We start from the raw sequence: 25,880 nt of genomic DNA, 5'->3' as shown, positions 1-25,880 counted from the left end.
AAGGAGTCGCAATGTCGCGCACCAAGGTCGCCATCATCGGGTCCGGCAACATCGGGACCGACCTCATGATCAAGGTCATCCGCACGTCCGAGCACCTCGAGATGGGAGCCATGGTCGGCATCGACCCGGACTCCGACGGGCTCGCCCGGGCCGCCCGCATGGGCGTCCCCACGACGCACGAGGGGGCCGCCGGGCTGCTCGAGCTGCCGGGCTTCGACGAGATCGGGATCGTCTTCGACGCCACCTCGGCGCGGGCGCACGTCGCCAACGCCGAGCTGCTCGCGCCGTACGGCGTGCGGCTGGTGGACCTCACCCCCGCCGCGATCGGGCCCTATGTCGTCCCGGCGGTCAACCTCGAGGACCACCTCGACGCCGAGAACGTCAACATGGTCACCTGCGGCGGTCAGGCCACGATCCCGGTCGTCGCCGCGATCTCGCGGGTCGTGCCGGTGCCGTACGCCGAGATCGTCGCCTCGATCTCGAGCCGCTCCGCCGGGCCGGGCACGCGGGCCAACATCGACGAGTTCACCGAGACCACCTCGGCCGCCATCGAGAGCGTGGGCGGCGCGACCCGGGGCAAGGCGATCATCATCCTCAACCCCGCCGAGCCGCCGCTCATCATGCGCGACACGGTCCTGGCCCTCGTCGCCGCGCCGGAGCCGGACGAGCGCGAGCGGGTCGTCGCCTCGATCGAGAAGATGGTCGCCGATGTCGCGGCCTACGTGCCCGGCTACCGGCTCAAGCAGCAGGTGCAGATCACCGAGCTGCCGGCCGACCAGCCGCTGCGCACGCTCGTGGACGCGGCCGCGCCGGTCCCGACCCACCAGGTGTCGGTCTTCCTCGAGGTCGAGGGCGCCGCCCACTACCTCCCGGCGTACGCCGGCAACCTCGACATCATGACCTCGGCCGCGCTGCAGGTCGCCGAGCGCATGGCTGCGCAGCAGGAGGTCCCCGCATGAGCACCCCCGTCTTCGTCCAGGACGTCACCCTGCGCGACGGCATGCACGCCGTGCGGCACCGGATCGGCACCGGCGACGTGCGTCGGATCGTCCGGGCGCTCGACGACGCCGGCGTCGACGCCATCGAGGTCGCACACGGTGACGGCCTCGCGGGCTCCTCGCTCAACTACGGACCCGGCTCGCACTCGGACTGGGAGTGGATCGAGGCGGCGGCCGACGTGCTCACCCGGGCCCGGCTCACGACGCTGCTGCTCCCGGGCGTCGGCACCATCGAGGAGCTGCGCCACGCCCACGACCTCGGCGTCCGCTCGGTCCGGGTCGCGACGCACTGCACCGAGGCCGACGTGTCCGCCCAGCACATCGCGGCCGCCCGGGAGCTCGGGATGGACGTGTCGGGCTTCCTGATGCTGTCGCACATGGCACCGCCGGAGCAGCTGGCCCAGCAGGCCCGGCTGATGGAGAGCTACGGCGCGCACTGCGTCTACGTCACCGACTCGGGCGGTCGTCTCACGATGGGCGAGGTGCGCGACCGCGTCACGGCGTACCGCGACGTCCTCGACGCCGACACCGAGATCGGCATCCACGCCCACGAGAACCTCTCGCTCTCGGTCGCCAACTCCGTCGTCGCCGTCGAGGCGGGCGCCGTCCGCGTCGACGCCTCGCTGGCCGGGCACGGCGCGGGCGCAGGCAACTGCCCACTCGAGGCGTTCATCGCGGTCGCCGACCTGGTCGACTTCGAGCACCGCTGCGACCTGTTCGAGCTGCAGGACGCCGCGGACGACCTCGTGCGCCCGCTGCAAGACCGACCCGTGCGCGTCGACCGCGAGACCCTGACGCTCGGCTACGCCGGCGTCTACTCCAGCTTCCTGCGGCACGCGGAGCGCGCCGCGGAGCAGTACGCCGTCGACGTGCGCGACATCCTCGTGGTCTGCGGCGAACGCCGCCTCGTCGGTGGCCAGGAGGACATGATCGTCGACATCGCGCTCGACCTCGCCGCCGCGCAGCAGGGCCGGTCCGCGTGAGCGCCGCCCGGTCGTTCGCCGAGGCGGTGCGCGACCGGGCCGAGCTCGATCCCGACGCCGAGCTGGTCTGCCTGGTCGGCGGACCGAGCTGGAGTGCGGGACGCCTGTGGGGGCGGGCCTGCGAGCTCGCCGCCGGTCTGGCCGCTCAGGTCGGCCCAGGTGACGCGGTGCTCACCGCGGTCGAGCCGAGCCCGGAGACGGTCGCCCTCACGACGGCGCTGTCGATGCTGGGCGCGGTCGAGGTGGCGTGCCCGTCCGAACACGGGCCGCGGGACGTGCGGCGACTGGCTCGGGTGAGCAGGAGCCGTCTCGCGGTGGTCGACCCCGTGCACCTGACCGAGCACCTCGAACCCGTCGTCCTCGCGTCGACGCCCGTCGTGGTGACCAGGGCCGTCGCGGGCCACCTGAGCCTCGACGACCTCGCCGCGCACCCGCAGCCGCTCCCGCGCCACGACCCGCACCCGGGCACACCGGCGCTCGCCGTGCCGACCTCCGGCACCACCGGACGCCCCAAGATCGCCCTGCTGCCCAACGGGGCCGCCCTCGGCCAGGCCCGCCGCGTGCAGCGGGCGATGGGCTACGACGACCACGACGTGGTCCTAAGCGTCTTCCCCTGGCAGCACATCAACGCCCGGCACGCGGCGTTCCTGCCCGCAGTGCTGGGCGGAGCGCGGTCGGTGGTCGCACCGCGCTTCTCGGCGAGCCGGTTCTGGGCCGACGTCACCGCGGAGGGCGTCACGGCGTTCAACTTCATGGGAGCGGTCTGCGCGATCCTGCTCCGCCGTCCGCCGGGTCCGCTGGACCGCGCTCACCTCGTCGAGCGCGCGTACGGCGGGCCCGCGCCCGCGTGGCTGGTCGAGCAGGTCGCCGAGCGGTTCGGCGTCGAGCTGCGCCAGGCCTACGCCTGCACCGAGCTCGGCGACGTCGCGACCACCGGAGACCAGATCAGGCCCGGCGCGGCCGGCCGGGTCGTGCCGGAGTACGACGCGCAGGTGCGAGACGAGCACGACCGCACCGTGCCCGACGGCACGGTCGGCGCCCTGGTCGTGCGCCCGCGCGAGGAGCACCTCACCTTCGCCGGCTACCTCGACGACCCCGCGGCGACCGACGAGGCCTGGCGCGGCGGCTGGTTCCGCACCGGCGACCGCGCCCGGCTCGAGGACGGCTGGCTGTGGTTCGAGGGGCGCGGGACCGACGTGATCCGTCGGCGCGGGCTCAACATCAGCGCGGCGAGCGTCGAGGACGCCGTCGCGGCCTACGACGGCGTGGCCGAGGTCGCGGCCGTGGCCGTGCCGTCCGAGCTCACCGAGGACGAGGTGCTCGTCGTGGTCGTGCCGACCCGTCCCGACCTCGACCCGGCCGCCCTCGTGCGGCACTGCCGCGGCGTGCTGCCCCGCCACGCGGTCCCCCGCTACGTCAGCGTCGAGGACTCGCTGCCCCGCAACGCCAACCACAAGGTCCTGCACGCCCGGCTGCGCGACCGCGGCCTCCCGCCGACCGTCTGGGACGCAGAGCGGTCCCCGTCCGCCACTCTCCAGGAGAACCCGTGACCAGGCCCTCCCCGGCGCCCCTGCGCGTCCTCGACCTGACCGACGACCTCGGCGCGCACGCGGCGCGACTCTTCGTCGGCACCGGTGCCGACGTCGTACGCCTCGAGCGCGCGGGGACCGGCGCCGCGCGCTCCCGCGCCGAGGAGCTCCACTGGCACGCGGGCAAGCGGGTGCAGCGCATCGCTGACGAGGCGGTCCTGGACGCCCGGATCGCCGAGCTCGCGGCCGGCGCCGACGTGGTGCTCGAGTCGGGGCCGACCAGCCGACTGCGCACGCCTGCGCTGCGCGAGGCCGACCCGTCCGTCTGGGCCGACGTGGTGCACGTCCTCGTCACACCGTTCGGGCGCACCGGGCCCCGGCGCGACTGGCTCGCCGACGACGTGGTGCTCAGCGCCGCCGGCGGGATGGCATGGCTCGGCGGCGACCCCGGCGCGGCACCCGAGCCGCCGCCGCGGCAGCAGGCCGAGCAGCTCGCCGGGGCCCACGCGGCCATCGGCGCGTGGCTCGCGCTCCTCGCCCGGGACCGCACCGGCTCGGGCCAGCTCGTGGAGGTCTCGGCCCAGGAGGCCGTGGCCGCGACGCTCGAGACGGGAGCCATCGCCTGGATCCACGGCCGTTCCGTGCCTGGGCGCACCTCGGGCATCTACGGCCACGTGGCCCACCGGGTCTTCCCGGCCGCCGACGGCCACGTCGCCGGCGGCTACTCCGGCAGCCCTCGCATGTGGGACGACCTGCTCGCCTGGATGGTCGAGACCGGCGAGGCCGAGGACCTCGCCGAGCCGCAGTGGCAGGACGGCGAGCACCGCTGGTCCGGACGGCCCCACGTCGACGAGGTCGTGGCCCGCTTCGCCGCGCGCCGCTCGGTCGCGGAGATCGCCGAGCAGGGACGCACCCGCGCCCTGCCGTGGGCCGAGGTCGCTCCGCCCTCGCGGCTCGTCGAGAACCCCCAGCTGGCCCACCGAGACTTCATGGTCGAGATCGACGCACCGGAGGGCCGGCTGCACGACGTGGGCCTGCCGTTCGAGTCGCCCGCGCTCCCCCGGCCGGTGCGGCTGGCGGCACCCGCCGACCTCCCCGCCGGGGCCGGCTGGGCTCAGGGACGGGCGCCGGTGACCACGCGCGTGCCGCGCCCCGGCACGCCTCGCCACGGCGGAGCGCTCGAGGGCGTGCGCGTGCTCGACCTGACGTGGGTGCTCGCCGGGCCCTACGTCACCAAGACCTTCGCCGACCACGGCGCCGAGATCGTCAAGGTCGAGTCCTCGCAGCGCAAGGACCCCACCCGCTTCGCCCCCGGCATGCGGCTGCGCCCCGGTGCGTCGTACGACGACAGCGGCTACTTCCTCAACTTCAACCGCGGCAAGCGCAGCCTCGCGCTCAACCTGCGCACCTCCCGTGGACAGGAGCTGCTGCGGGCGCTCGTGCCGCACGTCGACGTCGTGGTCGAGAACTTCAGCCCCGGCGTCCTCGCCAGGTGGGACCTCGCCTACGACCAGCTGCGCGACCTCAACCCCGAGGTCGTGCTCGTCTCCATGGCCGGGGTCGGCCAGGACGGTCCGTGGCGCTCCGCGGTGACCTTCGCCGACACCCTCGCCGCGATGTCGGGGCTGACCTACGAGACCGGCAGCGCCACGCGTCCGCCCCAGGGGCTGACCTTCGGGTTGGGCGACATGGTCGCCGCGAACGCCGCGGTCGCGGCCGCCCTCGAGCGGCTGCACCGCGGGGAGGGTGGGCACGTCGACCTGTCGCAGCTCGAGGCCATGGCCGCCGCCCTAGGGCCGGCCGCCCTGGAGGCGGAGCTCGGTCAGACCGTCCGGCCGCGCAGCACCGTGATGCGCTGCGCCGGCGAGGACCGCTGGCTCGCCGTCGGCGCCTGCCCTGCCGACGAGCTCGACGCGGCCGTGCGCGCGCTCGGCGCCGGCTCGCTCGCCGACCTCGCCGCTGCATCCGACGCCGACGAGCTCGCCGGGCGGCTGCAGGCCCTCGGCGTGCCGGCGTACGCCGTCCGCGACGGTCATGACCTCGTCGAGGTCGACCCGCAGCTCGCGGCCCGAGGCTTCTACACCCCGCTCGACCACCCGATCGCGGGCCCGGTGCTGCACGAGGGGCTCGTCGAGCACCTCGAGGCCACCCCCGGGGCGCTGCGCACCCCTGCTCCGCTGCTCGGTCAGCACACCGAGGAGCTGCTGACCGAGCTGCTCGGCCTCGACCCGGCCGAGCTCAACACCCTGCACGAGGAAGGCGTCCTGCAGTGACCGACCGATCCCGCACCAGCTCTCACACCGGTTTCCGCATCGAGAGGGACGGCCCCGTCGCGACCGTCGTCCTGGACCACGGCCGGATCAACGTCGTCGACCCCGAGCTGATCGAGTCGCTCGTCGCCGGCCTGCCGGAGGTGCTCGACGACCCGGAGGTGCGCTGCGTCGTGCTGCGCGGCAAGGGCCGCATCTTCGTCGGCGGTGCGAACCTCACCGTGATGCGCCGCCTCGATCCCGAGACCTACCGCGCGATGCGCCGGTGGGTCGACGTGCAGCGACTGCTCGAGCTCGCCCCCAAGCCGGTCGTCGCGGCCCTCAACGGCCACGCCCTCGGCGGCGGCGCCGAGCTGGCTCTCGCCTGCGACCTGCGCATCCTCCACGCCGACGCGACGTTCGGCTTCCCCGAGACCGGCCTCGGCATCTTCCCCGGCGCCGGGGGCTCCCAGCGGCTGCCCCGGCTGATCGGACCGCACCGCGCCAAGCGGCTGATCTTCGACGCCACGCGTCTCGACGCCCAGCGGGCCCTCGCCGAGGGGTTGGTCGACCTCGTCGCCGGCGACGACTTCGACGAGGTCGTGGCCCGCGAGGCCACCCGCCTCGCCGCCCTGCCGACCGCGACGCTGGGGCTCGTCAAGCGCGTCATCGACGCCGGCACCGGGCTGCCGATCGACGAGGCGATGGCCGTCGAGGAGCGCTACGTGATCGCCAACCTCGAGCTGGACGACGCGGCCGAGGGCATCCAGGCCTTCCTCGACAAGCGGCGCCCGGAGTTCACCGGCCGCTGAGGCGGCGTACCGAACGTCGCGGACTGTAGCGACGGGCGGTCTGCTCAGTTGACGGAGCGGTCGAGCGCGACCTTGCGGCTGACGGCGGTGAGCGCCGCGGCGAACTGTCGCGCGTCGGCGCGGAACGTCGGCGCGGTGATCGACAGCGCTGCGAGGACGAGTCCGGTGGGTCCCACGATCGGAACCGCCACCGAGCAGTAGCCGACCGTGACCTCCTCGAACTCCGTGGCGAAGCCGTCCGCGCGGACCCGCACGAGCTGGTCGCGCAGCAGCTGCGGGACCGACACCGTCATCGGCGTGACACGCTCCAGCCCGGCGGCGACCACGGACTCCACGACCGCGGGGGTGGCGTGCGCCAGGAGCACCTTCCCGGTGGCGGCGGCGTGCGCCGGCATCCGCCCGGCGATGCGGGAGGGCTTCGTGGCCTGCGGGGTGCCGACGACCTTCTCGAGGTAGACGATGTCCAGTCCGTCGAGGACGGCGAGGTGCACGGTCTCCTTGGTGGCGCGGCACAGCGACTCCATGTAGGGGCGCACGGCGTCGCGCAGGACCCGGAACCGGGGCACGCGGCTGCCGAGCTCGAAGGCGCGCAGCCCGAGGCGGTACTCCTGGCCCGACCGCTCGAGCATGCCCCACTCGACCAGCTCTTGGTTGAGCCGGTGCACCGACGGCTTGGAGATCCCGGTGCGGCGCGAGATCTCGGTCAACGAGAGGTTGACGTCGTCGAGGGCGAAGCACTCGAGGATGAGCCGCGCCTTGCCGAGGACGCTGTTGGCGCCGTCACCTTGGCCCGCACCGTAGGAGCTGGCCGCACGGTCCCGGGGGTCTGCTGGCACGGGCTCGCGCTCCTCGCGTGGGGGGGTCGGGTCGTGCCCCCTCACCCCGCGTGGCGGGGCAGGTCGAGCACGGTGCGCACCAGTATCTCGCCCAGCCTGCGCATCTCCCCCAGGTGGACCAGGTTCATCCCGAGCGTGAAGTCGACGTCCTCGCCGTGCGGGCCCCGCGCGACCTTGGGCATGCCCACCCGGGCGGTCGGGACGCCGCGCATCCGCAGGACGTTGGCGTCGGTGGCTCCGCTGTTCTGACCGATGGCCACGTGCGACCCGCCACTGACCGCCTCGAAGGCCTCAGTCGTCGCGCGGACCACGGCAGCGCCGGGGTCGGTGCGGCTCGCCGGGACGTAGGCGACCTGGGTGACGGTCACGTCCTGCGCACCCAGCTCGGCGGCGCTGCGGTCGACCTCCGCGCGCACCTCACGGACGACCTCCGGGCCGGTCTGCTCGGTCGTGAGGCGTACGTCGAGCCGCAGGCGCACGCTCGCGGGGGTCGCGGCCGCGAGCCGGTCGGAGCCGCCGTGGATCCCGGCGACGATGCCCTGGGGGCGCATCGTGCCGTGCTCGTGGCGGGCGGCGTACTCCCCGAACCACGCCTCCAGACGCACGGCGAGCTCTCCGGCCAGCGCGACGGGGTTGCGGTAGGGCATCCGGTGCCGGCTGCCGACATAGGTGTGGTGGCCGGGCACGGTCACGTCGATCCACACGAGGCCGACCTCCTCGTGGGAGACGGTCCACCCCGGCTTGGTGATGACGGCGTGGTCGGTGGTGAAGCCCCGCTCGAGCAGGAACGCCACACCGACCCCGTGTCCGGTGTTGCGCCGACCGGGCGAGCCTGCACCCTCGACCTCGAACGACGGCATGCCGCCGGCGCCGAACCCGCCCACGAGGTCGCCGGGCGGTGTGACGCCCGCGGCCGCGAAGGCCTCGAGGACCGCCATGACGACCGCCGCGTGACCCTTCGGGTTGCCCGCCGCGAGGCCCTGGACCAGGTCGCCGTGGACCCTCGCCCGCGGCAGCGCGTCGAGGCGAGCCGTGGGCATCGCCCAGGGCACGTCGAGCGCGGGGTCACCGGTGGTGAAGGTGTCGATCGGCGCGTAGAGCAACAGTGACGGGCCGGCACCGCCGCCCAGCACGCCGACGGCGTTGGCCTGCCGCTCGTCGAGGTCCTGCACCTGGGCCGGGACGCCATGCGCTGACAGCCGCTCGGCGATCCACGCGGCCAACGGGCCCTCTCCCCCCGTCGGGCTGGGCACGTCGACCACGCCGGTCACGAGCTCCAGCAGCCGCTCACGGGTGAGGTGGCGCAGGACCGGCTCGAGCCGCGGGTCGACCCTGCTCACGGCAGGACGACGCCGCGTCCGCGCAGCCTGCCCTGCGACAGCAGCTCGACCGCGCGACCGGCGTCCTCGAGCGCGAACTCTTCGACGTGCAGCGAGAGCTCACCGGCGACCAGCAGCTCGGCGAGCTGCGGCGCCAGGGCACGGCCCTCAGCGTCGCGGCGGATCATGTTGACGGGCAGCATGGCCACGTCGTCGAGGAGCCAGTTCGACAGCTCGAGGGACACGTCGGTGCCGCCGACGTAGCCGATCAGCGACGCGCGACCGCCCGCTCGCACGAGCTTGAGCCGCGCGGGGAGCTCGGCGCCGCCGACGGTGTCGACCAGCAGCGTGCCCGGCCGTTCCTTCCCGAACGCCGCCAGGGCCTCGGCGTCGGAGGTGACCAGCGCGTCGACACCCTCGGGCAGGGCAGCGGCCTGCTCGGCGTCCAGCACCAGCGCGGTGACCGTGGCACCCGCACGCAGCGCCAGCTGGACGACGACCGACCCGACCGCGCCGGCGGCACCTGCGACGAGCACGTGCTCGTCGGCAGCGTCGACACCTTCGATCCAGCTGCCAAGCCGGCCCACGGCGTGCAGGGCCGTGTGGGCGGTGGTCGTCGGCACCCAGAAGGTCGCGCCGAGCTGGGGGCTGAGCCCGTCGGCGACGGGCACGAGCACCTTCGACTTCACGACGACGTACTCCGCCCAGGTGCCGGCCCGCAGCATCCCGAGTCCGCCGCCACGCAGGACCACGCGCGTGCCGGGCTGGAGCGAGTCCGACTCGACGACGGTGCCGCAGCCCTCCACACCGCCGGTGTAGGGCAGCTCCGGCTTGATGCCGAAGGTGCCGCCGGCGACCGTCACGTCGAGGTGGGCCACGGCGGCCGCCTCGACACGCACGAGGGTCTCGCCGTCACCCGGGGCGGGCCGCTCGACCTCCTCGACGACCGGTGGCTGGCCCCAGGCGTGGACACGGGCCGCGCGCATGGTCGCCGTCGTGGTCGGCATCGCGGTGCTCACCGGACGGGGTGCTTGGCGAGGAAGTCCAGGCTGATCTGGTTGTACTTCTCGGCCTGCTCGTGCTGAGGCCAGTGGCCGCAGTCGTCGAGCAGCACCAGCTCCGAGCCCGGGATGTGGTCGTGCATGGCGCTGGCCTCGGGCACGTCGCCGAAGGGGTTGTTGCGCCCCCAGACGATCAGCGTCGGCACGGTGATCTGCGCGAGGTCCTCGGGGTTGAGGATGTTGCGCAGCCGGGTCTCCATGTCCTGCAGCGAGAGCAGGTTGCCGATGCCGGCCACGAAGTCGGGACGGTGGTAGATCTCGTGGCGCACCGCCACGAGCTCCTCGGTGGCGTTGACCGGGTCGGCCATCAGCAGCCGCATCCGCTTGCGGGTGAGCTCGATGTCGTCGGTCTCGACCGCGCGCCGGGTGCTGGTGCGGATGCGCTCCATCACCTCGGGGTTGGCGACCGTCCCGCCCGCGCAGAGCAGCTGCAGGCTCGCGACCCGGTCGGGGTCGTCGATGGCCAGCCGGCCGCCGACCCAGCCGCCCAGTGACTCGCCACCGATGTGGGCCTTCTCGACGCCCACGGCGTCGAGGTAGGCGACCAGGTGGTCGCGGTACTTCGGGATCTCGTAGGGGAAGTCGGGCTTGCCGGTGTAGCCGTGACCCAGCATGTCGATCGCGTGGACCGTGTACTTCTCGGCGTGTGGGCGGATGTTGCGGATGAACGCCTCGAGGTGACCGCTCGTGCCGTGCAGGAAGACGATGGTCTCGGGTCCGTTGCCCGCCTGCAGGGAGCGGGTCGGCACACCACCGGCGTCGACCCAGGAGAGGGAGAACGGCTGGTCGGCCAGCTCGGTCCAGATCGTGCTGCTCGGGCGGATCGGGTGGTCGCTCATGGCAGGGCGTCTCGCTTCTCGAGTCGGGCGTCGTCGGTGCCGGCCGGGGCGGTCGGCACGGGACGGTTCTGGTTGATCCGGATCACGCGGGTGTTCACGTGGGTGCTGATCTCCGGCAGCACGGCCTGGTGGGTCGCGAGCCGGCGGCTCGCCGCCGCCAGCGCGCACACACCGAGGCCGGCCGCACCGATGCTGAGGAAGGTCTTCATCTGGGTCCTTGGTCGTGAGTACGTCGCGAGGGCGGCGCGTCAGCGGTGGGCGGCAGCGGCGAGGAAGCCGTCGACGACGGCGTGGTAGGCCCCGGGGCGCTCCTCCTGCAGGTGGTGCGACACGTGGTCCATCACGTGGAGGTTGCCGCGCGGCACCATGCGGGCCAGCATCATCGGGTAGTCGGGGGTGAGGAAGGCGTCCTCACGGCCCCACATGAACAACGTGGGCGCCTGGACCCGGCCGAGCTGCTCGGTGAGGTCCTGCCAGTCGCCGCGCGGCGAGTCCGACATGGCGGCCAGCTCGCGCTCCTCGGGGTCGAGGCTCTGCGCGTATCGCATGTCGAGGGTCTCCTCGGGCAGCCGCTCGGCGTCGTACCACTCGAGACGGGTGATCAGCGCGCGCATCTTCTCCTTCGTCGGGCCCTCGCCGCCGTAGTAGGCGTCGCGGGCGGTGCGTCCGCGGTGGCCGCGCTCGGGCAGAGGAGCGAGCGGGCCGTAGAAGACCGGCATCGACCCGGTGATGACCAGGGAGCGCACCCGCTCGGGGTGGAGCGCCGCGGTGTTGAGGGCGATCGTCCCGCCCCAGGAGTTGCAGACGAAGTCGGCCTGCTCGACCCCGAGCTCGTCCATGAGCGCGACCGTCTTGGCGGCGTGGAAGTCCCACATAGGTCCGCTGATGCGGCACTTCTCCGACTTTCCGTACTGCAGGATGTCGACGAGCAGGCAGCGCCGGTCGCGCTCGAAGTACGGCGCCACGGGGCCGAAGTCGCTCCACGCCGTGCAGCCGGGGCCGCCGCCGTGGAGGAAGATCGTGTCCGGCCCGGAGCCGAGGTCGTGGTAGTGGTAGTCGACCCCGTCGGCCTCGACGAACCGGCTCTCGGGGACGGGGCCGGCGGCCGGGGAGGTCAGGTGCTCGCTGGTCGCGGTGTTCAGGCCAGTGCTCATGCGACGGCTCCTGCCGATCCGGTGGTGGGCGCACTGCTGGGTTCGATGACGGCGACGCCCATCCCCGTCAGCCACTCGGGCATGGCGGCGTAGGCGAGCGCCTTGCCGGGGGCGAAGCCGAGGGCGGAGATCATGGTCATCCAGGTGCGCAGCTCCTGCCCGCCGTTGCCGGCGACCTCGAGGATCTGCTCGGTGGTCAGCTCGGCGTAGCGGCGCATCTCGCCCTTCTCGAGGTCGGCGAGGAAGCGCTCGTCGAACTCCTCGAAGATGGTGGGCTGGGCGGCGACGATGATCTCGCGGCGGCGGGTGTCGTACTTCTCCCACTCCCCGCGCCCGTTGAGCCAGGCCTCGACGAGGAACTCCTCGTCCTCGTTGCCCGGGTCGGTCCAGTCGCTCGGCCACGGGAGCTGGTGGGACAGCCCACCCGAGGCGACGACGACGACCCGGCGGTCACCGCCGATCCGCTCGACGGCCGCGGCGATGTTGGCGCCGAGCTCGACGACGCGCGGCATCGTCGGCAGCGGTGGGGCGAAGACGTTGACCACGAGCGGGACGACGGGGACGTCGATGCCGTCGAGCAGCCACTGGATCGCGTGCGCCTGGCCGTGGTCGATCGTCTGGCGCGCCGAGATCGCGACCTCGGTGCCGGCGTTGACCAGCTCGGTCGCGAGCGCCCGGGCGAACTCGGGGTCGGTGCGCTGCGGCCCCTTCGGCGTACCACCGTCACCGGCGGCCACGACCTCGCCGACGCCCATCGTGAACGGCGGGATGAGGTCTAGCCAGAAGCCGCGGAAGTGGTTGGACCCCACGAGCACGACGACGTCGGGCCGCGCCTGCTCGATGCGGTCACGGGCCGCCTTCAGCCCGTCGCGGAACGCCTCGGCGCGCTCGGTGTGCACCACCTTGTCCCAGTGGGTGTTCATCAGCGTGGAGTGGGAGGCCCCCACCCCGAGGACGATCTGTGCCATGTCCGGACTCCTCAGGTGGGTGGTCAGGCCGACGGCTCGGGCACGGTGATGCCCTTCTCGGCGAGCTCGTCGATGCGGTCCTCGGTCGTGTCCTCGGCGAGCTTGCGCCACTGCAGCAGCGCGTCGTCGGGCCGGTAGAGCTTCTCCGGCGGCGCGTCGGTCACCTCGACCATCCACTTGTCCTGGCCGGAGAACTGGCCGTGGAAGAGCCAGCGGATGGCGCCGAGGTACTTGCCGTAGAACGGCAACGTCCTCAGGCCCTTCTCGAAGTTGGCCATCACGCCGACGTAGAGGTGGTTGTCGGCGTCGGTCGGGACGTAGAACTCGTAGTGGATGAACGTCGGGTAGGCGATGCGCAGGACGCCGGGCATGCTGACGCTCGCGAAGCCGGGGAACTCCTGGGCCGCGATCACCGGGTTGGTCTCGCGGTGCGAGCCGGTGTTGCCGATGTTGGTGGTCTGCTTCGGGGGCTTCATCTTGTACCAGGCCTGACCGGTCCACCGACCAAGTCCCGGGAAGTCGGCGTCCCAGAACTGCTCCTCCTGCACGCGGTAGATCCAGCGACCGCGCTTGACGATCTTGGTGGTGTTCCACACCGGCATCGCCTTGAAGAGCCGCCACAGGGCGGTGCGGTGGAGGTACTTCGCGTGGCCCTCGTCGTAGCCGTTCTCGCAGGCGAAGCGCCAGTTGCCCTCGCGGGGCTGGATCCGCGCACCGAGCACGGCCGCGTTGTCGACGAGCTCCTCGGGGAGCTGCTCGTCGATCGGGTGCGGCTCCTCGCCGTCGCCGACGAAGATCCACACCATGCCGAGGCGCTCCTCGACGTGGTAGACGGGCTGGGTCACCTTGCCGCAGATCGGCGACTGGGGCCCGTCGGTGATGGCGGCCTTCAGCTCGCCGGACTCGAGGTCGAACGTCCAGCCGTGGTAGACGCAGGAGATGGTGCCCGGGAACTGCTTGTTGCCGTAGCTCAGCGGCACGCCGCGGTGCGGGCAGCGGTTGTCCATCCCCCGGATCCTGTCGCCGTCGCGGATGACGAAGATGTCCTCGCCGAGCAACTTGACGCGCACCGGGCGCTCGCCGACCTGGTCGGCGAACACGACGGGGTACCAGTAGCCGCGGAAGCCCGCGTCGGCCGCCTGGTAGTGCGGCCAGCTCGACCAGTCCTGGCGGCCGGGCAGCCTGGGCTGCGGCTTGGGCGCCTTCTGCGCCCGGGCCCCAGGTGCCGGGCGGTCGGCGGTGGCCGGCTGGGCACCAGCGGTCTGCGTCATGTCTGCTCCACGTCTCGTGCGCGGTGGTGCGCGTCGGATCGGTGCTGTCCTGGTCGGTGCGGGTCGCACCCGGCGGCCGGCACTCGGCGGCCGGGGACCGTCCCGGGAGCAGCACAGCACCGCCGTCGGGGCCGGACAACCGCGCTGGTTCGCCTGGCGAAATCCCGCCTCCGGTTCCGGTGAGCGAATCAGGGCAGCGGCGCAGGCGGGACGTGTCGTCCTAGGTTCGCGACGATCCAGCCACCTCACCCGAGGAGCCACCGTGGCCACCACGACCCCGACGCCCCCGACTCTCGAGACCGACGTGCTCATCGTCGGCGCCGGCCCCACCGGCCTGTACGGCGCCTACTACGCGGGCTTCCGAGGACTGTCGACGGTCGTCGTCGACGTGCTCCCGCAGGCCGGTGGACAGGTGATGGCGCTCTACCCGGAGAAGGAGATCCGCGACGTCGCGGCACTCCCCTCGATCCGGGGGCGCGACTTCGTCGCCAACCTCGTGGAGCAGGCCGGTGCCTTCGACCCGACGTACCTCCTGGGCCGCCAAGCGGTCTCGCTGGTGCACGAGGACGGCGAGCCGGTCGTCACCCTCAGCGACGGCACCGTCGTGCGGGCTCGTGCGGTCGTGCTGACCGCGGGCATCGGCACGCCGACCCCTCGCCCGCTGCCGACGGGCGAGGAGTGGCTCGGCAGCGCGCTGTCCTACTTCGTGGTCGACCCGACCGTCCACGTCGGGCAGGACGTCGTCGTCGTCGGCGGCGGGGACAGCGCCCTCGACTGGGCCGACGCTCTCGGCACCATCGCCCGCTCCGTGACGCTGGTGCACCGCCGGGCGGCGTTCCGCGGTCACGCGGCGACCCTGGAGCGGGTGCGCAACGGCGCCACGACCGTCCACACCGACACGGAGGTCGTCGCCCTCGAGGGCGACCTGGCCTCCGGCCGCCTCGAGAAGGTCGTGCTCGAGACCAAGGCGGGCGAGCAGGTCGTGGTCGCCGCCGACCACGTCATCGCCGCGCTCGGCTTCATCAGCGACCTCGGTCCGCTCCGCGAGTGGGGCGTCGAGCTGTCCGGCCGGTCGGTCGCCGTCGACCGCGCCGGTCGCACCAGCCTGCCGCGGGTCTACGCCGCGGGCGACCTCACCGACCACCCGGCCAAGGTCAAGCTCATGTCGGTCGGCTTCGGCGAGGTCGCCACCGCGGTCAACCACGTGGCCGTCGACCTCGACCCCGACCTGACCCTCTTCCCGGGTCACTCCACCGACGGCGCCGCGTGAGCCCGTCCGTCCCCACCACTCACTTGGAGGTCTCGTGACCTACGTCATCGGAGCCAACTGCATCGACGAGATCGACCGCTCGTGCATCGAGGTCTGTCCCGTCGACTGCATCTACGTCGGCGACCGCAAGAGCTACATCAACAGCAACGAGTGCATCGACTGCGGCGCCTGCGAGGTCGAGTGTCCCGTCGACGCGATCTTCGTCGACCGCAAGGCCCGCAAGGACCCCGACCTCGCGACGTTCATGGAGGACTCGCGTGCCTTCTTCGACGCTCCTCTGCCCGGTCGCGACGCACCGCTCGGCGACCCCGGCGGTGCGCAGAAGGTCGGCGACGTGGGCGTCGACACCACCATGGTCGCCGACTGGTCGGCGTGACCTCGCAGCCGCCGGCCGACGGGCCGGTCCTGGTCACCGGCGGCACCAGCGGCATCGGCCTGGGCATCGCCACCGCGCTCGTCCGGGCCGGTCGTCCCGTCGTCGTGCTGGGCCGCGACCCGGCCCGGTGCGACGACGCGCTCGAGGCCCTGGCCGCGCCCGACCTCGCACGCGCCGTCGCCGGCGACACCGTCGACACCGCGGCGCTCGCGCGCGCCGTACGGCTCGCGGAGTCGGAGCTCGGGCCGCTCACCGGCCTCGTGACGGCAGCCGGGCGACTGGCGCGCGGGAGCGTGGTCGACCTGGCGGCCGACGAGCTGCGCGCGGCCTTCGAGGTCAACGTCGTCGGCACGTGGCTCGCCGTCCAGGCCGTGCTGCCCGGGATGCTCCACCGCAGCCTCGGGCGCATCGTCACGATCGGCTCCGTGCTCGGCACCGTCGGTGCCCGCGAGCGCGGTGCGTACGCCGCCACGAAGGGTGCGGTCGCCGCGCTGACCCGCAGCCTCGCCCTCGAGGTCGCGGGGACCGGCGTCACGGCCAACTGCGTCGCACCCGGCCCGACGCGCACCCCGATGAACCAGGACCAGCACGGCGTGGGCGCCGACCCGGCCGTCGAGGAGGCGTTCAGCCGCCAGGTCCCGCTCGGTCGCTGGGGCACCCCGTCCGACGTCGCGCACGCGGTCCTGCCCCTCCTCGATCCCGAGGCCGGCTGGACCACCGGGACGGTCCTGCACGTCGACGGCGGCTACACCGCGCAGTAGCGTCCGGCGCTCGCCCGTCAGGCGAAGGTGACGCTCACCGCGCCGAGGCCGCTGATCTCAGCGGTGACGACGTCGCCGGAGGACACCGCGACCATGGGTCCCAGGGCTCCGGAGAGCACGACCTGACCAGCGCGCAGCGGGTCGCCGAGCTCACGCGCCGTGCGCGCCAGCCAGGCGAGGGCGAGGTACGGGTCGCCCATGCACGCACGGCCGGTGCCGGTCGAGGCCACCTCGCCGTTGACGCTCATCGACATCTCGACATCGGCGGGCGCGATGTCGCCGCGGGCGACGCGATGCGCGCCGAGCACGAACAAACCGCTCGAGGCGTTGTCGGCGACCGTGTCGCCGAAGCTGATGTCCCAGTCGCGGATCCGGCTGTCGACGATCTCGAGCGAAGCGACCGCGCTCTCGACGGCCTGCGCGGCGCGGGCCGCGTCGATGTCGTCCACGTCGAGGTCGTCCGCGAGGACGAAGGCGACCTCCGCCTCGACCTTGGGCTGCAGCAGCCGCCCGGCGGGCACGGTGGCGCCGTCGGCGACCTCCATGTCGTCGAGCAGCACCCCGAAGTCGGGACGGTCCACGCCGAGCTGGCGCTGCACCGCCTCGGCCGTGAGACCGATCTTGCGCCCGACGACCCGGGCACCTGCCGCGACGCGGCCGGCAACGAGCTCGCGCTGGACGGCGTACGCCGCCGCGACGTCGGTGCGTCCGATCAGGTCGCGGACGGGCTCACAGGGACGCCGGTCGGCCGCGGCGGCGCGCAGCCGCGCGACGGCCTCGGCGACGGCGGTCATGGAGGGGGCTGCGGGGGTGGTCATCGGGACGCTCCTGGACGAGGTCGGGGCAGCAGGACGCGGCCAACCTAGGCCGCAGACGACGACGGCGGCCTGGATGCAGGTCCGGTGACCGGACCGCCGGGCCCCGCGGGACCACGGTGTGACGGGCGGCCCCCGGCGACCGTCGCGGTCATCGTCGTCCGCACCTGGGGAACTCGGCTCGGACGCCGCCCCGCGCTCAGGTGAGTGCGTCGGCCGACTCACCCGGTGCGACGCCGAGCTCGCTCGCGACGCCCCGCTCCTGTATCGCGGTGGCGCCGAAGAGCGTCATCGCCTGAGGGTCGGAGGACGGGCCGGGGAGGTACCACCGCACCCCGAGCGGCACGGCCGAGCCGGGCTCGAACACCCAGACGGTGGTCGTGCCGAACCGCTCGTCGGTGCGGGCGATGCCGAACCCGCGACGGCCGATCGCGTCCTGCACGTCGTCGATCAGGCGTACGCCGTCGAGCCGGGTGACCGCCTCGAAGAGCGCGCTCGCGAGCTCGGGGGGCACGAGGTTCTCGGTGACGATGTCGCCGATCCGGTCGAAGGCGTACTGCTCGGGGCTCTGCTCCGACCCGAACGGCTGCCGGCTCTCCAGCTCGGCGACGATCCGGTCGGGGTCGGTCGGCAGGTCGTCGATCCACGCGTACGTCGGGCGGTCGGGTCCCGGGGCCGATGCCCGGCCGGCGCCCGACAGCGGCCAGTCCTGGCCGAACTCGCGGATCAGGCCGGACGCGGCGGGGCGCTCCTGCTGCGACAGCCAGATCTCGCGCTCGTGCGGTGCGCCGAGCTCGACCCCCTCGCCGTAGGCGCCCTCGTTGGAGATCACCGTGCTGCGCACGTAGACGAAGTCGTCGGCCCCGACCCGTGGGGTCGTCGACGCGAGGGCGACCGTCGCCAGCCCCTGGAGGGCCCGGGCTGCCGCAGGCTCCGCCCGGACCGGGAGCGCCGCGGGGCGGGTGTCGGGTCGGGAGGTGACGAACGGGACCGCGACGAGGCCGAGCACCGCGAGGAGGCAGGCGGCGACGAGCGCCGCGGGGGCGACGTCGCGCCAGGAACGCCGCGGCCCGGCCGCCCCCACCACCGCCTCCACCACGGCGGCCTCGAGCCGCGCCCGGTCCACCGGCGCGAGCGGCGCGGGGTCGGGCCGCAGGGCGAGGGTGCGGAGCTCGGACAGCAGCTGGTCGTCGAGCACAGGGTCGTTCATCGGGGCTCCTCGAGGGCGGGGCGGGCGTTCAGGACGGGGCGCGGCCGGGGCGGTGGGCCGTGCGCGGGTTCGGCGGGGTCGGTCAGCTCGCGCAGCCGGGCACGCGCCCGGAAGAGGCGCGAGCGCACCGTCCCCGCGCTCACCCCCAGCGCCCGGGCCGCCTCCTGGGGCGTGAGCCCGGACCACACGCAGAGGGCGAGGACCTCGAGCTCGCGCGGGCGCAGGTGGGCGACGGCCCGCTGGGTGCGGTCCAGGCGCGCCGCCCCGTCGAGCCGCGCCGTGACGTCGTCAGCGATGTCCGGCGTGTCCGCGAGGAGCCGGTGACCGTGGCGGGAGACGAAGGAGAGCTGACGCCGGCGGCCCCGCGTGGCGTTGAGCGACTGGCGCGCGGCGATGCCCATCAGCCAGGGTCCGAGCGACTCGTCACCGGTGTGCAGGGTGTCGCGGCGCCGCCACGCGGTCAGGAACGTCTCGCCGGTCACGTCCTCGGCGAGCGCTGCGTCGGCGCACAGGGACGCGGCCAGCCGGTGGACCTGGTCGGCGTAGGCACGGAACAGCTCGGTGAAGGCCTCGACGTCTCCGGCCCGCAGGCGCTCGCGCCACTCCCGGGCTCGCCCCGGCTCGTCGTGCTGGTCGGACCTCATGGTGGTGACTGTCCGCTCCTGCGGGTGCGTTGCGTGTCCGGCGCGACCCAGTCTCGCCGGACCCCGTGCTCGGCGGCCGGTCGGGTACCGACCACGAGCCGGGACCTGCCCGGCGACGAGGAGGCAGCGATGAGCCAGGGTCACGACGAGCAGCAGTCCGGACAGGGCGAGCAGCGCGAGGACCTCGACGACCAGCAGCGCGAGATGGCCGAGATCGACGAGCAGCTCGACGCCGAGGCCGACGGCGAGGGTCTCGCCGCCGAGGCCGGTCGGATCGAGGAGAACGGGATCTCCCAGGGGTGAGCGGCCCCGCCCTGCGGTCCAGCTGGCAGAGCATCAAGGTTCCGTCAGGGAGTGCGCCGCATGCTCCGTCCGGCCGGGACTGACGTCTAGGTTCGCGACGTGACGACGACCCCGGGGGCTCCGGCTCCTGCCGACCCCTCCCCCGAGCCGACCCCGGAGCCGGCCGCGGACGCGAGCCCGCAGCGGTCCGCCAGCCCCGCCCGGGCCGCCCTCACCCTCGGTGCGCTCGGCATCGTGTTCGGCGACATCGGGACGAGCCCGATCTACACGATCCAGACCGTCTTCGACCCGAGCGACCCGCACCCGGTGGCGGTGCGCGACCCGGCGGTCTTCGGGGTCGCGTCGCTGATCTTCTGGACCGCGATGATCGTGGTGACGATCAAGTACGTCCTGATCGTGCTGCGCGCCGACAACGACGGCGAGGGCGGCATCCTGTCGCTCACCACGCTGCTGACCCGCGACGGCGCCCCCGGGTCGGCCCGCACCAAGATCGCGCTGACCGCGCTGGGGCTCTTCGGCGCCTCGCTGTTCTTCGGCGACAGCATGATCACCCCGGCGATCTCGGTGCTCTCGGCCGTCGAGGGACTCGAGCTGGTGCAGCCCGGGTTCGCGACGTTCGTCGTGCCGATCACCGTCGTGATCATCGTGCTGCTCTTCCTGGGTCAGCGCGTGGGCACGGCCAAGGTCGGGCGGCTGTTCGGTCCGGTCATGCTGCTGTGGTTCCTCAGCATCGGCCTGTGCGGGATCTACGGCCTCAGCCACGACCCCAGCGCGCTGCGCGCCCTCTCCCCGACGTACGCCGTCGAGTTCCTGTTCGGCGACTTCGGCGAGGCCTTCTTCTCCCTCGCGGCCGTCGTGCTGGCCATCACCGGCGCCGAGGCGTTGTACGCCGACCTCGGTCACTTCGGGCGTCCGCCGATCGCGCGGGCGTGGCTGGTGATCGTGTTCCCGGCCTGCACGCTGAGCTACCTCGGGCAGGCCGCGCTCATCCTCGACGACCCCCGCAACGCGCGGGCGCCGTTCTTCCTGATGGTGCCCGACCCGCTGCTCATCCCGCTCGTCGTCCTCGCGACCGCCGCGACCGTGATCGCCTCTCAGGCCGTCATCACCGGAGCCTTCTCGGTCTCGCGCCAGGCGGTGCAGCTCGGCTACCTGCCCCGGCTGCGCATCCTGCACACCTCGACCAGCGAGGCCGGGCAGATCTACGTGCCGTGGATCAACTGGGTGCTCATGGTCGCGGTGCTCGTGCTGGTCGTGACCTACCAGAGCTCGTCGGCGCTGGCCTACGCGTTCGGGATGGCTGTCGTCGCCACCATCAACATCGGGACGGTGCTGCTCGCGTGGTACGCCCGCACCCACTGGCACCTGCCGCTGCCGGTGGTGCTCGCCGCCGTGGTGGTCTTCAGCTCGCTCGAGCTGCTGCTGCTCGCCGCCAACATGACCAAGCTCGCCCACGGCGCGTGGCTGCCGCTGACCATCGCGCTGCTGGTGTTCCTCACCCTGATGACCTGGCGTCGGGGCCGCGAGCGCGTCACCGAGAAGCGCAACGCGGTCGAGGGGTCGCTGCGAGACTTCGTCGACGAGGTGCACGAGAGCGAGCACACCGTCCGCATCCCCGGCACGGCCGTCTACCTCAACCGCGACAAGGAGACGACACCGCTGGCGATGCGCACCAACGTCGAGCACAACCACGTGCTGCACGAGCACGTCGTGGTCCTCACGATCGAGACGCTGCCGGTGCCCGTCGCGCCCGACGACCAGCGGATCGAGGTCGACGCCCTCGGCTGGACCGACGACGGCATCGTGCACGTCACCGCGCGCTACGGCTACGCCGAGAGCCCCGACGTGCCCGACGCGCTGCGGCAGGCCCGCCGGGTCAGCGACGAGCTGTCGATCGACCCGGAGGAGACGTCGTACTTCGTCTCGACCATCGAGCTCAAGGTCGGCGACTCCCCGGGCATGCCGCAGTGGCGCAAGCGGCTCTTCGTGGCGACCGCCGGCATCGCCTCCGACGCCGCCGACTACTTCAACCTCCCCCGGGACCGGACGCTGCTCGTCGGCTCGGTGCTGGAGGTGTGACGGGCGCGGCGAGGTCGGCCAGGGTCACGGCCACGAGCCGCTGCTCGAGGGTGGGCCACACCGCGTGCGAGGCCGAGGTGAGCTCGAAGCGGCCGACCACCTCGCCCGCCCGCACCACGGGGATGACGGTCACGTCGTCGACCGGCAGGCCGGCGCGGCGGACGTCGAGCACGCGGCCGGCCCGGCGCACCTCGCCGTCCTGGTCGAGCTGCGCGCCGGCGCGCGGCGGACCCTCGACGTAGCGGCAGCGCTCGACCCCGAGCACGTCGGCGATCTGCTGCGAGACGGAGGTCAGCGTCGCACCGGACGTCGCCTCGCCGCGCGCGACCGTCGTCGCGGCGCGGACCACGCCGCTCAGGTAGCCCTCGCGACGACTCGCGTCGGCCTGGCGTCGCCGCCCCCAGAGCACGATCTCGGTCAGCGCGAGCCCGACGAGCATGAGCAGCACGGCCGTCTCGACGTCGTCGCGCTGCGCGATGGTGAACGTCCGGAACGGCGGCAGCCAGAAGAAGTCGAACCACGCCGCCGCCGACAGGGCCGCGACCACGCCCGCCACCCTCGAACCGCCGGCCGCCACGGCGACGACGAGCACGACCATCACCAGCACGGCGTTGACCGCGCTGACCTGGTCGCGGGCCAGCGAGAGCAGGCCGCTGACCGCGGGAGGTGCGAGCAGCCCGGCCGCGAGCAGCGCGGAGCGCGCCGTCGCGGGGCTCATGCGGCCCTCGAGGCGTGCCGCGAGGCCTGCAGCAGCACCGCGGCCAGGACGCCGCAGGTCTCGACCACGCTCGAGGCGTCGCGCCCGCCGTGGTCGGCGACCTCGAACAGCGCCGCGCCGCAGCCGCGGTAGGCCGGGTCCATCACGGGCCCGGCCGGACCAGCGAGCAGCTGCTGGAGGCGGCGGCCGCCGGCGTCGAGGAGCACCGCGACCTCCATCCGCCGCGCCGGGGTGAGCTCGACGGCGTCGTCGGCCCGGACCACCTGCCGCGCCAGGTCGTCGACCAGGTCGCCCACCCGCGAGACGTCGGCGACGAACTGGAGCTGGGCGCAGAGCTGGGGTGCGGGGACGAACGGTCGCGCACGGAGCTCGTCGGTCGCCGCCCGCGCCAGGTCGCGGCGCACGGCGGAGGCGGCGAGGACGCTCCGGGCCCGGCCGAGGTCGTCGTCGAGGACGGCGTGGAGCACGTCGCGGAACGCGCTCGCGGTCTCACGGAGCAGGTGGTCGAGGTCGGCGGTGATCTGCACGCCTCCGAGCCTGCTCCCGGCGTACAGCGGCCGGGGCCGGTCTTGACGCAACCCTGACGGCCGGCGAGGAGATACTGACGGACCCCTGCCGTGCGCGCCGGCGAGCTCAGCGCAGGGCGCGGAACGTCGTACGCAGCTCACCGGTGAGCAGCTCGGGCTCCTCGAGCGCTGCGAAGTGCCCGCCGCGCGGCGGCTGTCCGTAGTGCAGCACCGTGGGGTAGCGGCGCTCGACCCAACGGCGCGAGGCCCGGACCTGTTCACCGGGGAAGACCGAGAAGCCGGCCGGCAGCGGGCTCGGCCCGGTGGCGGCGTACGGCTCGCGACGGGCTTCCCAGTAGAGGCGGGCCGCGGACGCCCCGGCGTTGGGCAGCCAGTAGAGCATCACGTCGTCGAGGACGTCGTCTCGATCGACCTCCGAGTCGGAGACGTCGTCGAAGAGCGTGACGATCCAGGCCAGCAGCGCGACCGGCGAGTCGGCCAGCGCGTAGCCGATGGTCTGCGGGCGGGTGGCCATCTCGCGGGCGTAGGCGTCCAGCGAGGTCTGGTAGCGCTCGGCCCGCGCGATCATCGCCCGCTCCTCAGCGGTCGCGTCGGCCATCTCCTCGGGGGTCGGGAACACCATCGGCAGGTTGACGTGGGTGCCGACCAGACCCGCAGGGGCCAAGGCGCGCAGCGCCTCGACGACCGCCGAGCCCCAGTCACCGCCCTGCGCGACCCAGCGGTCGTAGCCGAGCCGAGGCATCAGCTCGGCCCACGCGGCGGCGATCCGACGCGGGCCCCACCCCTCGGACGTCGGCGCGCCGGAGAACCCGAAGCCGGGCATCGAGGGCACCACGACGTGGAAGGCGTCCTCGGCGCGCCCGCCGTGCGCGACCGGGTCGGTCAGCGGGCCCAGCAGGTGAGCGAACTCCAGCACCGATCCCGGCCAGCCGTGGCACAGCATCAGCGGGAGTGCCCCCGGCTCGGGTGAGCGCACGTGGAGCAGGTGCACGTCGACGCCGTCGATCGTGGTCACGGAGGAACCGGCGGCGTTCAGCACGGATTCGGCGCGACGCCAGTCGTAGCCGTCGGCCCAGTACGCCACCAGCTCCTGCAGCCGGTCGAGCCCGGGGCCCTGGTCCGAGGCGGTCTCGCGGTCGGGCCAGCGGGTGTCCGCCAGGCGGCGGCGAAGGTCGGTGAGCCGGTCCGGCGCGACGCGGATCGGGTGCGGGCGGACGGTGGGGGCGTCGTGGTGCGCGGCGACGTCGCGGGCGCCGTCTGCAGAGGTGGTCGAGGGGTCCTGGGCGAAGGTCACGGCACGACGGTAACCCAGAAACGGAATACCAATTCAACTTGGAAGTGACCGTTCCGTTTGTCATGCTGGACTGGTGCCCGAGACCCCACTGCGGCGTGACGCCGAGCGCAACCGGCAGCTGCTGCTGAGCCACGCGGGCGAGCTCATGGCCCGCGAGGGTCTGGGGGTGACCTACGAGCAGATAGCCCGGGCCGCCGGCACCGGGATGGGCACCGTCTACCGCCGCTTCCCCGAGCGCAGCGACCTCGTCGACGCCCTGTTCGCCGAGCACATCGACGCCGTGGTCGGGCTCGCGCGCGAGGCTTCGGCGTACGACGACGCGTGGGAGGGGGTGTGCTGGTTCATGGTCCGGCAGTTCGAGCTCGAGCGCGACAACCGGGCCCTGGGCGAGCTGCTGCGCGGAGGCGGCCAGTCCTCCGAGCTCGTCGCCCGCGGGCGACGCGAGATCACGCCGCACGTCACGGGCCTCGTCGAGCGCGCGGTCGCCGCAGGTCAGCTGCCACCCACGACGGGCGCAGGCGACCTGGTGCTCGTCCACCTGATGGTCGGCGCCGTCATGGACGCCACCCGCGGGAGCGACGACCGACTGTGGCGCCGCGCCCTCCACACCGCCCTGGCCGGGGTCCGCACGGCGACCCACGCCGAGCCGCCGTTCCCCGACACCGCCATCGACCGGCTCTACGGCCCGACCGAGGAGACCCCGTGACCGACCTGCCCCCCGCACTCGTCGAGGTGCTGCGCGAGCGCGCCCTGTGCTTCGTCACCACCCTCATGCCCGACGGCTCGCCGCAGGTCACCGAGACCTGGGCCGACACCGACGGCGAGCACGTGGTGATCAACACCGTGACGACCCACCAGAAGACGCGCAACGTCGCCCGCGACCCTCGCGTGGCCGTCGCGATCGCGGACCCGCAGGCCCCGGCGCGGTACTGGGCCGTGCGCGGCCGCGTCGTGGGGACCACCACCGACGGCGCCCGCGAGCACATCGACGCGCTCTCGCAGCGCTACCTCGGGCGGCCCTATCCCGGCTTCGGCGGCGGCGCCTCGGACCGCGTGGTGCTCACCGTCGCCGCCGACACGGTGCACTCGCCGCAGGGCTGAGCCCGCCGGTCCCTCGCACAGCAGCGGCACCTACGCTGGCCCAGCTGAGGTTCGCCCGGTCCACCGGACCGGGCGTCGCAAGAGGGAACCCCGTGCGAGTCGGGGACTGCCCCGCAGCGGTGAGTGGGAACGACGGGAGTCATCGGCACTGGGCTGGCCACAGCCTGGGAAGCGACACCCCGAGGAACGACGGCAGCCGGTCGTCAGCGCCCGCGAGTCCGAAGACCTGCCTCGGCCCCGGGACCTCCCGTCCCGGGTCCACGACGAGCTCTCGAGGGATGAGCGCGATGGCCGACGCACGGCACCCCACCCACCCGTCCGGACCTCCCCGGATCGTCCCCGGACGGACCGCGGCGACCGACCAGCTGGCGGCGTTCCTGACCGACCGGCTGCGCGAGGAGCTCGCCGCCCTGCTCGAGCGCGGCGGCAGCACCGCCGCGATGCTGGCCGTGCTCGACGAGCAGCTTCTCGGGCTCGCCGACGGGCGGCTCCCCGAGCCGCGGGAGCTGCGGCTGCTGCTGTGGGCGTACGGCGGGCACCCCGACTACGACCCGGCCTGGACCGACCTGTTGCGCTGAGGGCATCGGTGGGGGTGGTTTCGAGACAGGACTTCGTCCTTCCTCAACCACCGACACCTCACCACCGGTGGTCGAGGAGGCCGGCTACGGCCGTCTGGAACCACTCGACCGAGACAGTGGTTTCGAGACTGTGAGTCTCTGGTCATCGCCCCGGTGGGGGTGATCGGATCGGGGCTGGTGGCCGC

General features: G+C 73.5%; 27 protein-coding genes and 1 riboswitch. Of the genes, 13 read left to right on the top strand and 14 right to left on the bottom strand.

Features of this window, described 5'->3' with window-relative positions:
* The first annotated feature begins 11 nt into the window (after positions 1-11).
* Genes GRQ65_RS13545 through GRQ65_RS13525 form a run of 5 tightly spaced genes read left to right on the top strand, consistent with a single transcriptional unit; the run spans position 12 to position 6,571 of the window.
* The gene (locus tag GRQ65_RS13545; protein WP_160878516.1) at positions 12-959 is read left to right on the top strand and encodes an acetaldehyde dehydrogenase (acetylating); all 948 of its coding nucleotides are present in this window, start codon (positions 12-14) and stop codon (positions 957-959) included.
* Complete coding sequence (gene dmpG, locus GRQ65_RS13540; RefSeq protein WP_160878515.1) at positions 956-1,981, top strand: 4-hydroxy-2-oxovalerate aldolase; 1,026 nt, start codon at positions 956-958, stop codon at positions 1,979-1,981. Before GRQ65_RS13545 ends, dmpG begins: the two co-directional genes overlap by 4 nt.
* Positions 1,978-3,531: an AMP-binding protein gene (locus tag GRQ65_RS13535; protein WP_160878514.1), complete on the top strand. Its 1,554-nt coding sequence runs from the start codon at positions 1,978-1,980 to the stop codon at positions 3,529-3,531. Before dmpG ends, GRQ65_RS13535 begins: the two co-directional genes overlap by 4 nt.
* Positions 3,528-5,783 carry a CoA transferase gene (locus tag GRQ65_RS13530; RefSeq protein ID WP_160878513.1) on the top strand — a complete coding sequence of 752 codons (2,256 nt, stop codon included), beginning with the start codon at positions 3,528-3,530 and terminating at the stop codon, positions 5,781-5,783. The genes GRQ65_RS13535 and GRQ65_RS13530 overlap by 4 nt, the downstream gene beginning before the upstream one ends.
* Positions 5,780-6,571, top strand: coding sequence for an enoyl-CoA hydratase-related protein (locus GRQ65_RS13525; RefSeq protein WP_202388089.1), 792 nt, complete (start codon positions 5,780-5,782; stop codon positions 6,569-6,571). The genes GRQ65_RS13530 and GRQ65_RS13525 overlap by 4 nt, the downstream gene beginning before the upstream one ends.
* Before the next feature lie 44 nt (positions 6,572-6,615).
* On the opposite strand, the gene GRQ65_RS24060 is transcribed toward GRQ65_RS13525, so the two are convergent.
* Genes GRQ65_RS24060 through GRQ65_RS13485 form a run of 8 tightly spaced genes read right to left on the bottom strand, consistent with a single transcriptional unit; the run spans position 6,616 to position 14,019 of the window.
* A complete protein-coding gene (locus GRQ65_RS24060; RefSeq protein WP_160878512.1) occupies positions 6,616-7,407 on the bottom strand; it encodes an IclR family transcriptional regulator domain-containing protein in 792 nt (263 codons plus the stop codon).
* 41 nt (positions 7,408-7,448) lie between these two features.
* The gene (locus tag GRQ65_RS24055; protein ID WP_160878511.1) at positions 7,449-8,747 is read right to left on the bottom strand and encodes a peptidase dimerization domain-containing protein; all 1,299 of its coding nucleotides are present in this window, start codon (positions 8,745-8,747) and stop codon (positions 7,449-7,451) included.
* Positions 8,744-9,745 carry an alcohol dehydrogenase catalytic domain-containing protein gene (locus tag GRQ65_RS13510; protein ID WP_202388088.1) on the bottom strand — a complete coding sequence of 334 codons (1,002 nt, stop codon included), beginning with the start codon at positions 9,743-9,745 and terminating at the stop codon, positions 8,744-8,746. The genes GRQ65_RS24055 and GRQ65_RS13510 overlap by 4 nt, the downstream gene beginning before the upstream one ends.
* The gene (locus GRQ65_RS13505; RefSeq protein WP_160878510.1) at positions 9,742-10,626 is read right to left on the bottom strand and encodes an alpha/beta fold hydrolase; all 885 of its coding nucleotides are present in this window, start codon (positions 10,624-10,626) and stop codon (positions 9,742-9,744) included. The genes GRQ65_RS13510 and GRQ65_RS13505 overlap by 4 nt, the downstream gene beginning before the upstream one ends.
* Positions 10,623-10,835 (bottom strand): hypothetical protein, encoded by a 213-nt coding sequence (locus tag GRQ65_RS13500; protein WP_160878509.1) that lies wholly within the window; start codon positions 10,833-10,835, stop codon positions 10,623-10,625. Before GRQ65_RS13500 ends, GRQ65_RS13505 begins: the two co-directional genes overlap by 4 nt.
* Positions 10,836-10,874: 39 nt before the next feature.
* A complete protein-coding gene (locus tag GRQ65_RS13495) occupies positions 10,875-11,780 on the bottom strand; it encodes an alpha/beta fold hydrolase (RefSeq protein ID WP_160878508.1) in 906 nt (301 codons plus the stop codon).
* Entirely contained in the window at positions 11,777-12,748 is a 972-nt protein-coding gene (locus tag GRQ65_RS13490; protein WP_160878507.1) for a DODA-type extradiol aromatic ring-opening family dioxygenase, read from the bottom strand. The genes GRQ65_RS13495 and GRQ65_RS13490 overlap by 4 nt, the downstream gene beginning before the upstream one ends.
* A gap of 23 nt (positions 12,749-12,771) precedes the next feature.
* Positions 12,772-14,019, bottom strand: a complete 1,248-nt coding sequence (locus GRQ65_RS13485; protein WP_160878506.1) for a Rieske 2Fe-2S domain-containing protein — start codon at positions 14,017-14,019, stop codon at positions 12,772-12,774.
* Between the two features lie 262 nt (positions 14,020-14,281).
* Here GRQ65_RS13485 and GRQ65_RS13480 point away from each other — a divergent pair, with 262 nt between their 5' ends.
* Genes GRQ65_RS13480 through GRQ65_RS13470 form a run of 3 tightly spaced genes read left to right on the top strand, consistent with a single transcriptional unit; the run spans position 14,282 to position 16,426 of the window.
* Positions 14,282-15,289, top strand: coding sequence for an NAD(P)/FAD-dependent oxidoreductase (locus GRQ65_RS13480; protein WP_337191713.1), 1,008 nt, complete (start codon positions 14,282-14,284; stop codon positions 15,287-15,289).
* A gap of 34 nt (positions 15,290-15,323) precedes the next feature.
* Positions 15,324-15,665 (top strand): 4Fe-4S binding protein, encoded by a 342-nt coding sequence (locus tag GRQ65_RS13475; protein WP_160878504.1) that lies wholly within the window; start codon positions 15,324-15,326, stop codon positions 15,663-15,665.
* Positions 15,662-16,426 (top strand): SDR family oxidoreductase, encoded by a 765-nt coding sequence (locus tag GRQ65_RS13470; RefSeq protein WP_160878503.1) that lies wholly within the window; start codon positions 15,662-15,664, stop codon positions 16,424-16,426. Before GRQ65_RS13475 ends, GRQ65_RS13470 begins: the two co-directional genes overlap by 4 nt.
* 17 nt (positions 16,427-16,443) lie before the next feature.
* Here GRQ65_RS13470 and GRQ65_RS13465 read toward each other — a convergent pair whose 3' ends face one another.
* The 3 genes from GRQ65_RS13465 to GRQ65_RS13455 all read right to left on the bottom strand — a co-directional run bounded on the left by GRQ65_RS13465 (position 16,444) and on the right by GRQ65_RS13455 (position 19,095).
* The gene (locus GRQ65_RS13465) at positions 16,444-17,244 is read right to left on the bottom strand and encodes a 2-keto-4-pentenoate hydratase (protein WP_202388087.1); all 801 of its coding nucleotides are present in this window, start codon (positions 17,242-17,244) and stop codon (positions 16,444-16,446) included.
* Positions 17,245-17,440: 196 nt separating this feature from the next.
* Positions 17,441-18,451: a CU044_5270 family protein gene (locus GRQ65_RS13460; RefSeq protein ID WP_160878502.1), complete on the bottom strand. Its 1,011-nt coding sequence runs from the start codon at positions 18,449-18,451 to the stop codon at positions 17,441-17,443.
* Positions 18,448-19,095 (bottom strand): RNA polymerase sigma factor, encoded by a 648-nt coding sequence (locus tag GRQ65_RS13455; protein WP_160878501.1) that lies wholly within the window; start codon positions 19,093-19,095, stop codon positions 18,448-18,450. The genes GRQ65_RS13460 and GRQ65_RS13455 overlap by 4 nt, the downstream gene beginning before the upstream one ends.
* Before the next feature lie 129 nt (positions 19,096-19,224).
* On the opposite strand from GRQ65_RS13455, the gene GRQ65_RS13450 reads away from it, so the two are divergent.
* Positions 19,225-19,398, top strand: coding sequence for a hypothetical protein (locus GRQ65_RS13450; RefSeq protein ID WP_160878500.1), 174 nt, complete (start codon positions 19,225-19,227; stop codon positions 19,396-19,398).
* Positions 19,399-19,497: 99 nt separating this feature from the next.
* A complete protein-coding gene (locus GRQ65_RS13445) occupies positions 19,498-21,477 on the top strand; it encodes a KUP/HAK/KT family potassium transporter (RefSeq protein WP_160878499.1) in 1,980 nt (659 codons plus the stop codon).
* On the opposite strand, the gene GRQ65_RS13440 is transcribed toward GRQ65_RS13445, so the two are convergent.
* From GRQ65_RS13440 to GRQ65_RS13430, 3 genes are all read right to left on the bottom strand, one after another.
* Positions 21,425-22,195, bottom strand: coding sequence for a DUF4118 domain-containing protein (locus tag GRQ65_RS13440; RefSeq protein WP_160878498.1), 771 nt, complete (start codon positions 22,193-22,195; stop codon positions 21,425-21,427). The genes GRQ65_RS13445 and GRQ65_RS13440 overlap by 53 nt on opposite strands.
* Entirely contained in the window at positions 22,192-22,722 is a 531-nt protein-coding gene (locus GRQ65_RS13435; RefSeq protein ID WP_160878497.1) for a hypothetical protein, read from the bottom strand. The genes GRQ65_RS13440 and GRQ65_RS13435 overlap by 4 nt, the downstream gene beginning before the upstream one ends.
* A gap of 106 nt (positions 22,723-22,828) precedes the next feature.
* Complete coding sequence (locus GRQ65_RS13430; RefSeq protein WP_337191712.1) at positions 22,829-24,016, bottom strand: epoxide hydrolase family protein; 1,188 nt, start codon at positions 24,014-24,016, stop codon at positions 22,829-22,831.
* A gap of 73 nt (positions 24,017-24,089) precedes the next feature.
* On the opposite strand from GRQ65_RS13430, the gene GRQ65_RS13425 reads away from it, so the two are divergent.
* From GRQ65_RS13425 to GRQ65_RS13415, 3 genes are all read left to right on the top strand, one after another.
* On the top strand, positions 24,090-24,722 hold the full coding sequence (locus GRQ65_RS13425; protein ID WP_202388086.1) for a TetR family transcriptional regulator: 633 nt from the start codon (positions 24,090-24,092) through the stop codon (positions 24,720-24,722).
* On the top strand, positions 24,719-25,117 hold the full coding sequence (locus GRQ65_RS13420; RefSeq protein ID WP_160878496.1) for a TIGR03618 family F420-dependent PPOX class oxidoreductase: 399 nt from the start codon (positions 24,719-24,721) through the stop codon (positions 25,115-25,117). The genes GRQ65_RS13425 and GRQ65_RS13420 overlap by 4 nt, the downstream gene beginning before the upstream one ends.
* A gap of 30 nt (positions 25,118-25,147) precedes the next feature.
* Positions 25,148-25,365, top strand: a riboswitch (cobalamin riboswitch).
* Between the two features lie 39 nt (positions 25,366-25,404).
* Complete coding sequence (locus tag GRQ65_RS13415; protein ID WP_160878495.1) at positions 25,405-25,695, top strand: hypothetical protein; 291 nt, start codon at positions 25,405-25,407, stop codon at positions 25,693-25,695.
* Positions 25,696-25,880: the final 185 nt, after the last annotated feature.

The organism is Nocardioides flavescens, from assembly GCF_009823805.1.
GTDB lineage: Bacteria > Actinomycetota > Actinomycetes > Propionibacteriales > Nocardioidaceae > Nocardioides > Nocardioides flavescens.
Note: the sequence above shows the minus strand (reverse complement) of the source record. Positions and strands in the feature narration are given on the sequence as shown.

What these genes read in the sequence shown, in the direction of transcription:
- GRQ65_RS13545 (WP_160878516.1), top strand. Translation starts at nt 12, where the DNA reads ATGTCGCGCACCAAGGTCGCCATCATCGGGTCCGGCAACATCGGGACC.
- dmpG (WP_160878515.1), top strand. Translation starts at nt 956, where the DNA reads ATGAGCACCCCCGTCTTCGTCCAGGACGTCACCCTGCGCGACGGCATG.
- GRQ65_RS13505 (WP_160878510.1), bottom strand. Translation starts at nt 10,626, where the DNA reads ATGAGCGACCACCCGATCCGCCCGAGCAGCACGATCTGGACCGAGCTG.
- GRQ65_RS13500 (WP_160878509.1), bottom strand. Translation starts at nt 10,835, where the DNA reads ATGAAGACCTTCCTCAGCATCGGTGCGGCCGGCCTCGGTGTGTGCGCG.
- GRQ65_RS13495 (WP_160878508.1), bottom strand. Translation starts at nt 11,780, where the DNA reads ATGAGCACTGGCCTGAACACCGCGACCAGCGAGCACCTGACCTCCCCG.
- GRQ65_RS13490 (WP_160878507.1), bottom strand. Translation starts at nt 12,748, where the DNA reads ATGGCACAGATCGTCCTCGGGGTGGGGGCCTCCCACTCCACGCTGATG.
- GRQ65_RS13485 (WP_160878506.1), bottom strand. Translation starts at nt 14,019, where the DNA reads ATGACGCAGACCGCTGGTGCCCAGCCGGCCACCGCCGACCGCCCGGCA.
- GRQ65_RS13465 (WP_202388087.1), bottom strand. Translation starts at nt 17,244, where the DNA reads ATGACCACCCCCGCAGCCCCCTCCATGACCGCCGTCGCCGAGGCCGTC.
- GRQ65_RS13460 (WP_160878502.1), bottom strand. Translation starts at nt 18,451, where the DNA reads ATGAACGACCCTGTGCTCGACGACCAGCTGCTGTCCGAGCTCCGCACC.
- GRQ65_RS13455 (WP_160878501.1), bottom strand. Translation starts at nt 19,095, where the DNA reads ATGAGGTCCGACCAGCACGACGAGCCGGGGCGAGCCCGGGAGTGGCGC.
- GRQ65_RS13450 (WP_160878500.1), top strand. Translation starts at nt 19,225, where the DNA reads ATGAGCCAGGGTCACGACGAGCAGCAGTCCGGACAGGGCGAGCAGCGC.
- GRQ65_RS13440 (WP_160878498.1), bottom strand. Translation starts at nt 22,195, where the DNA reads ATGAGCCCCGCGACGGCGCGCTCCGCGCTGCTCGCGGCCGGGCTGCTC.
- GRQ65_RS13415 (WP_160878495.1), top strand. Translation starts at nt 25,405, where the DNA reads ATGGCCGACGCACGGCACCCCACCCACCCGTCCGGACCTCCCCGGATC.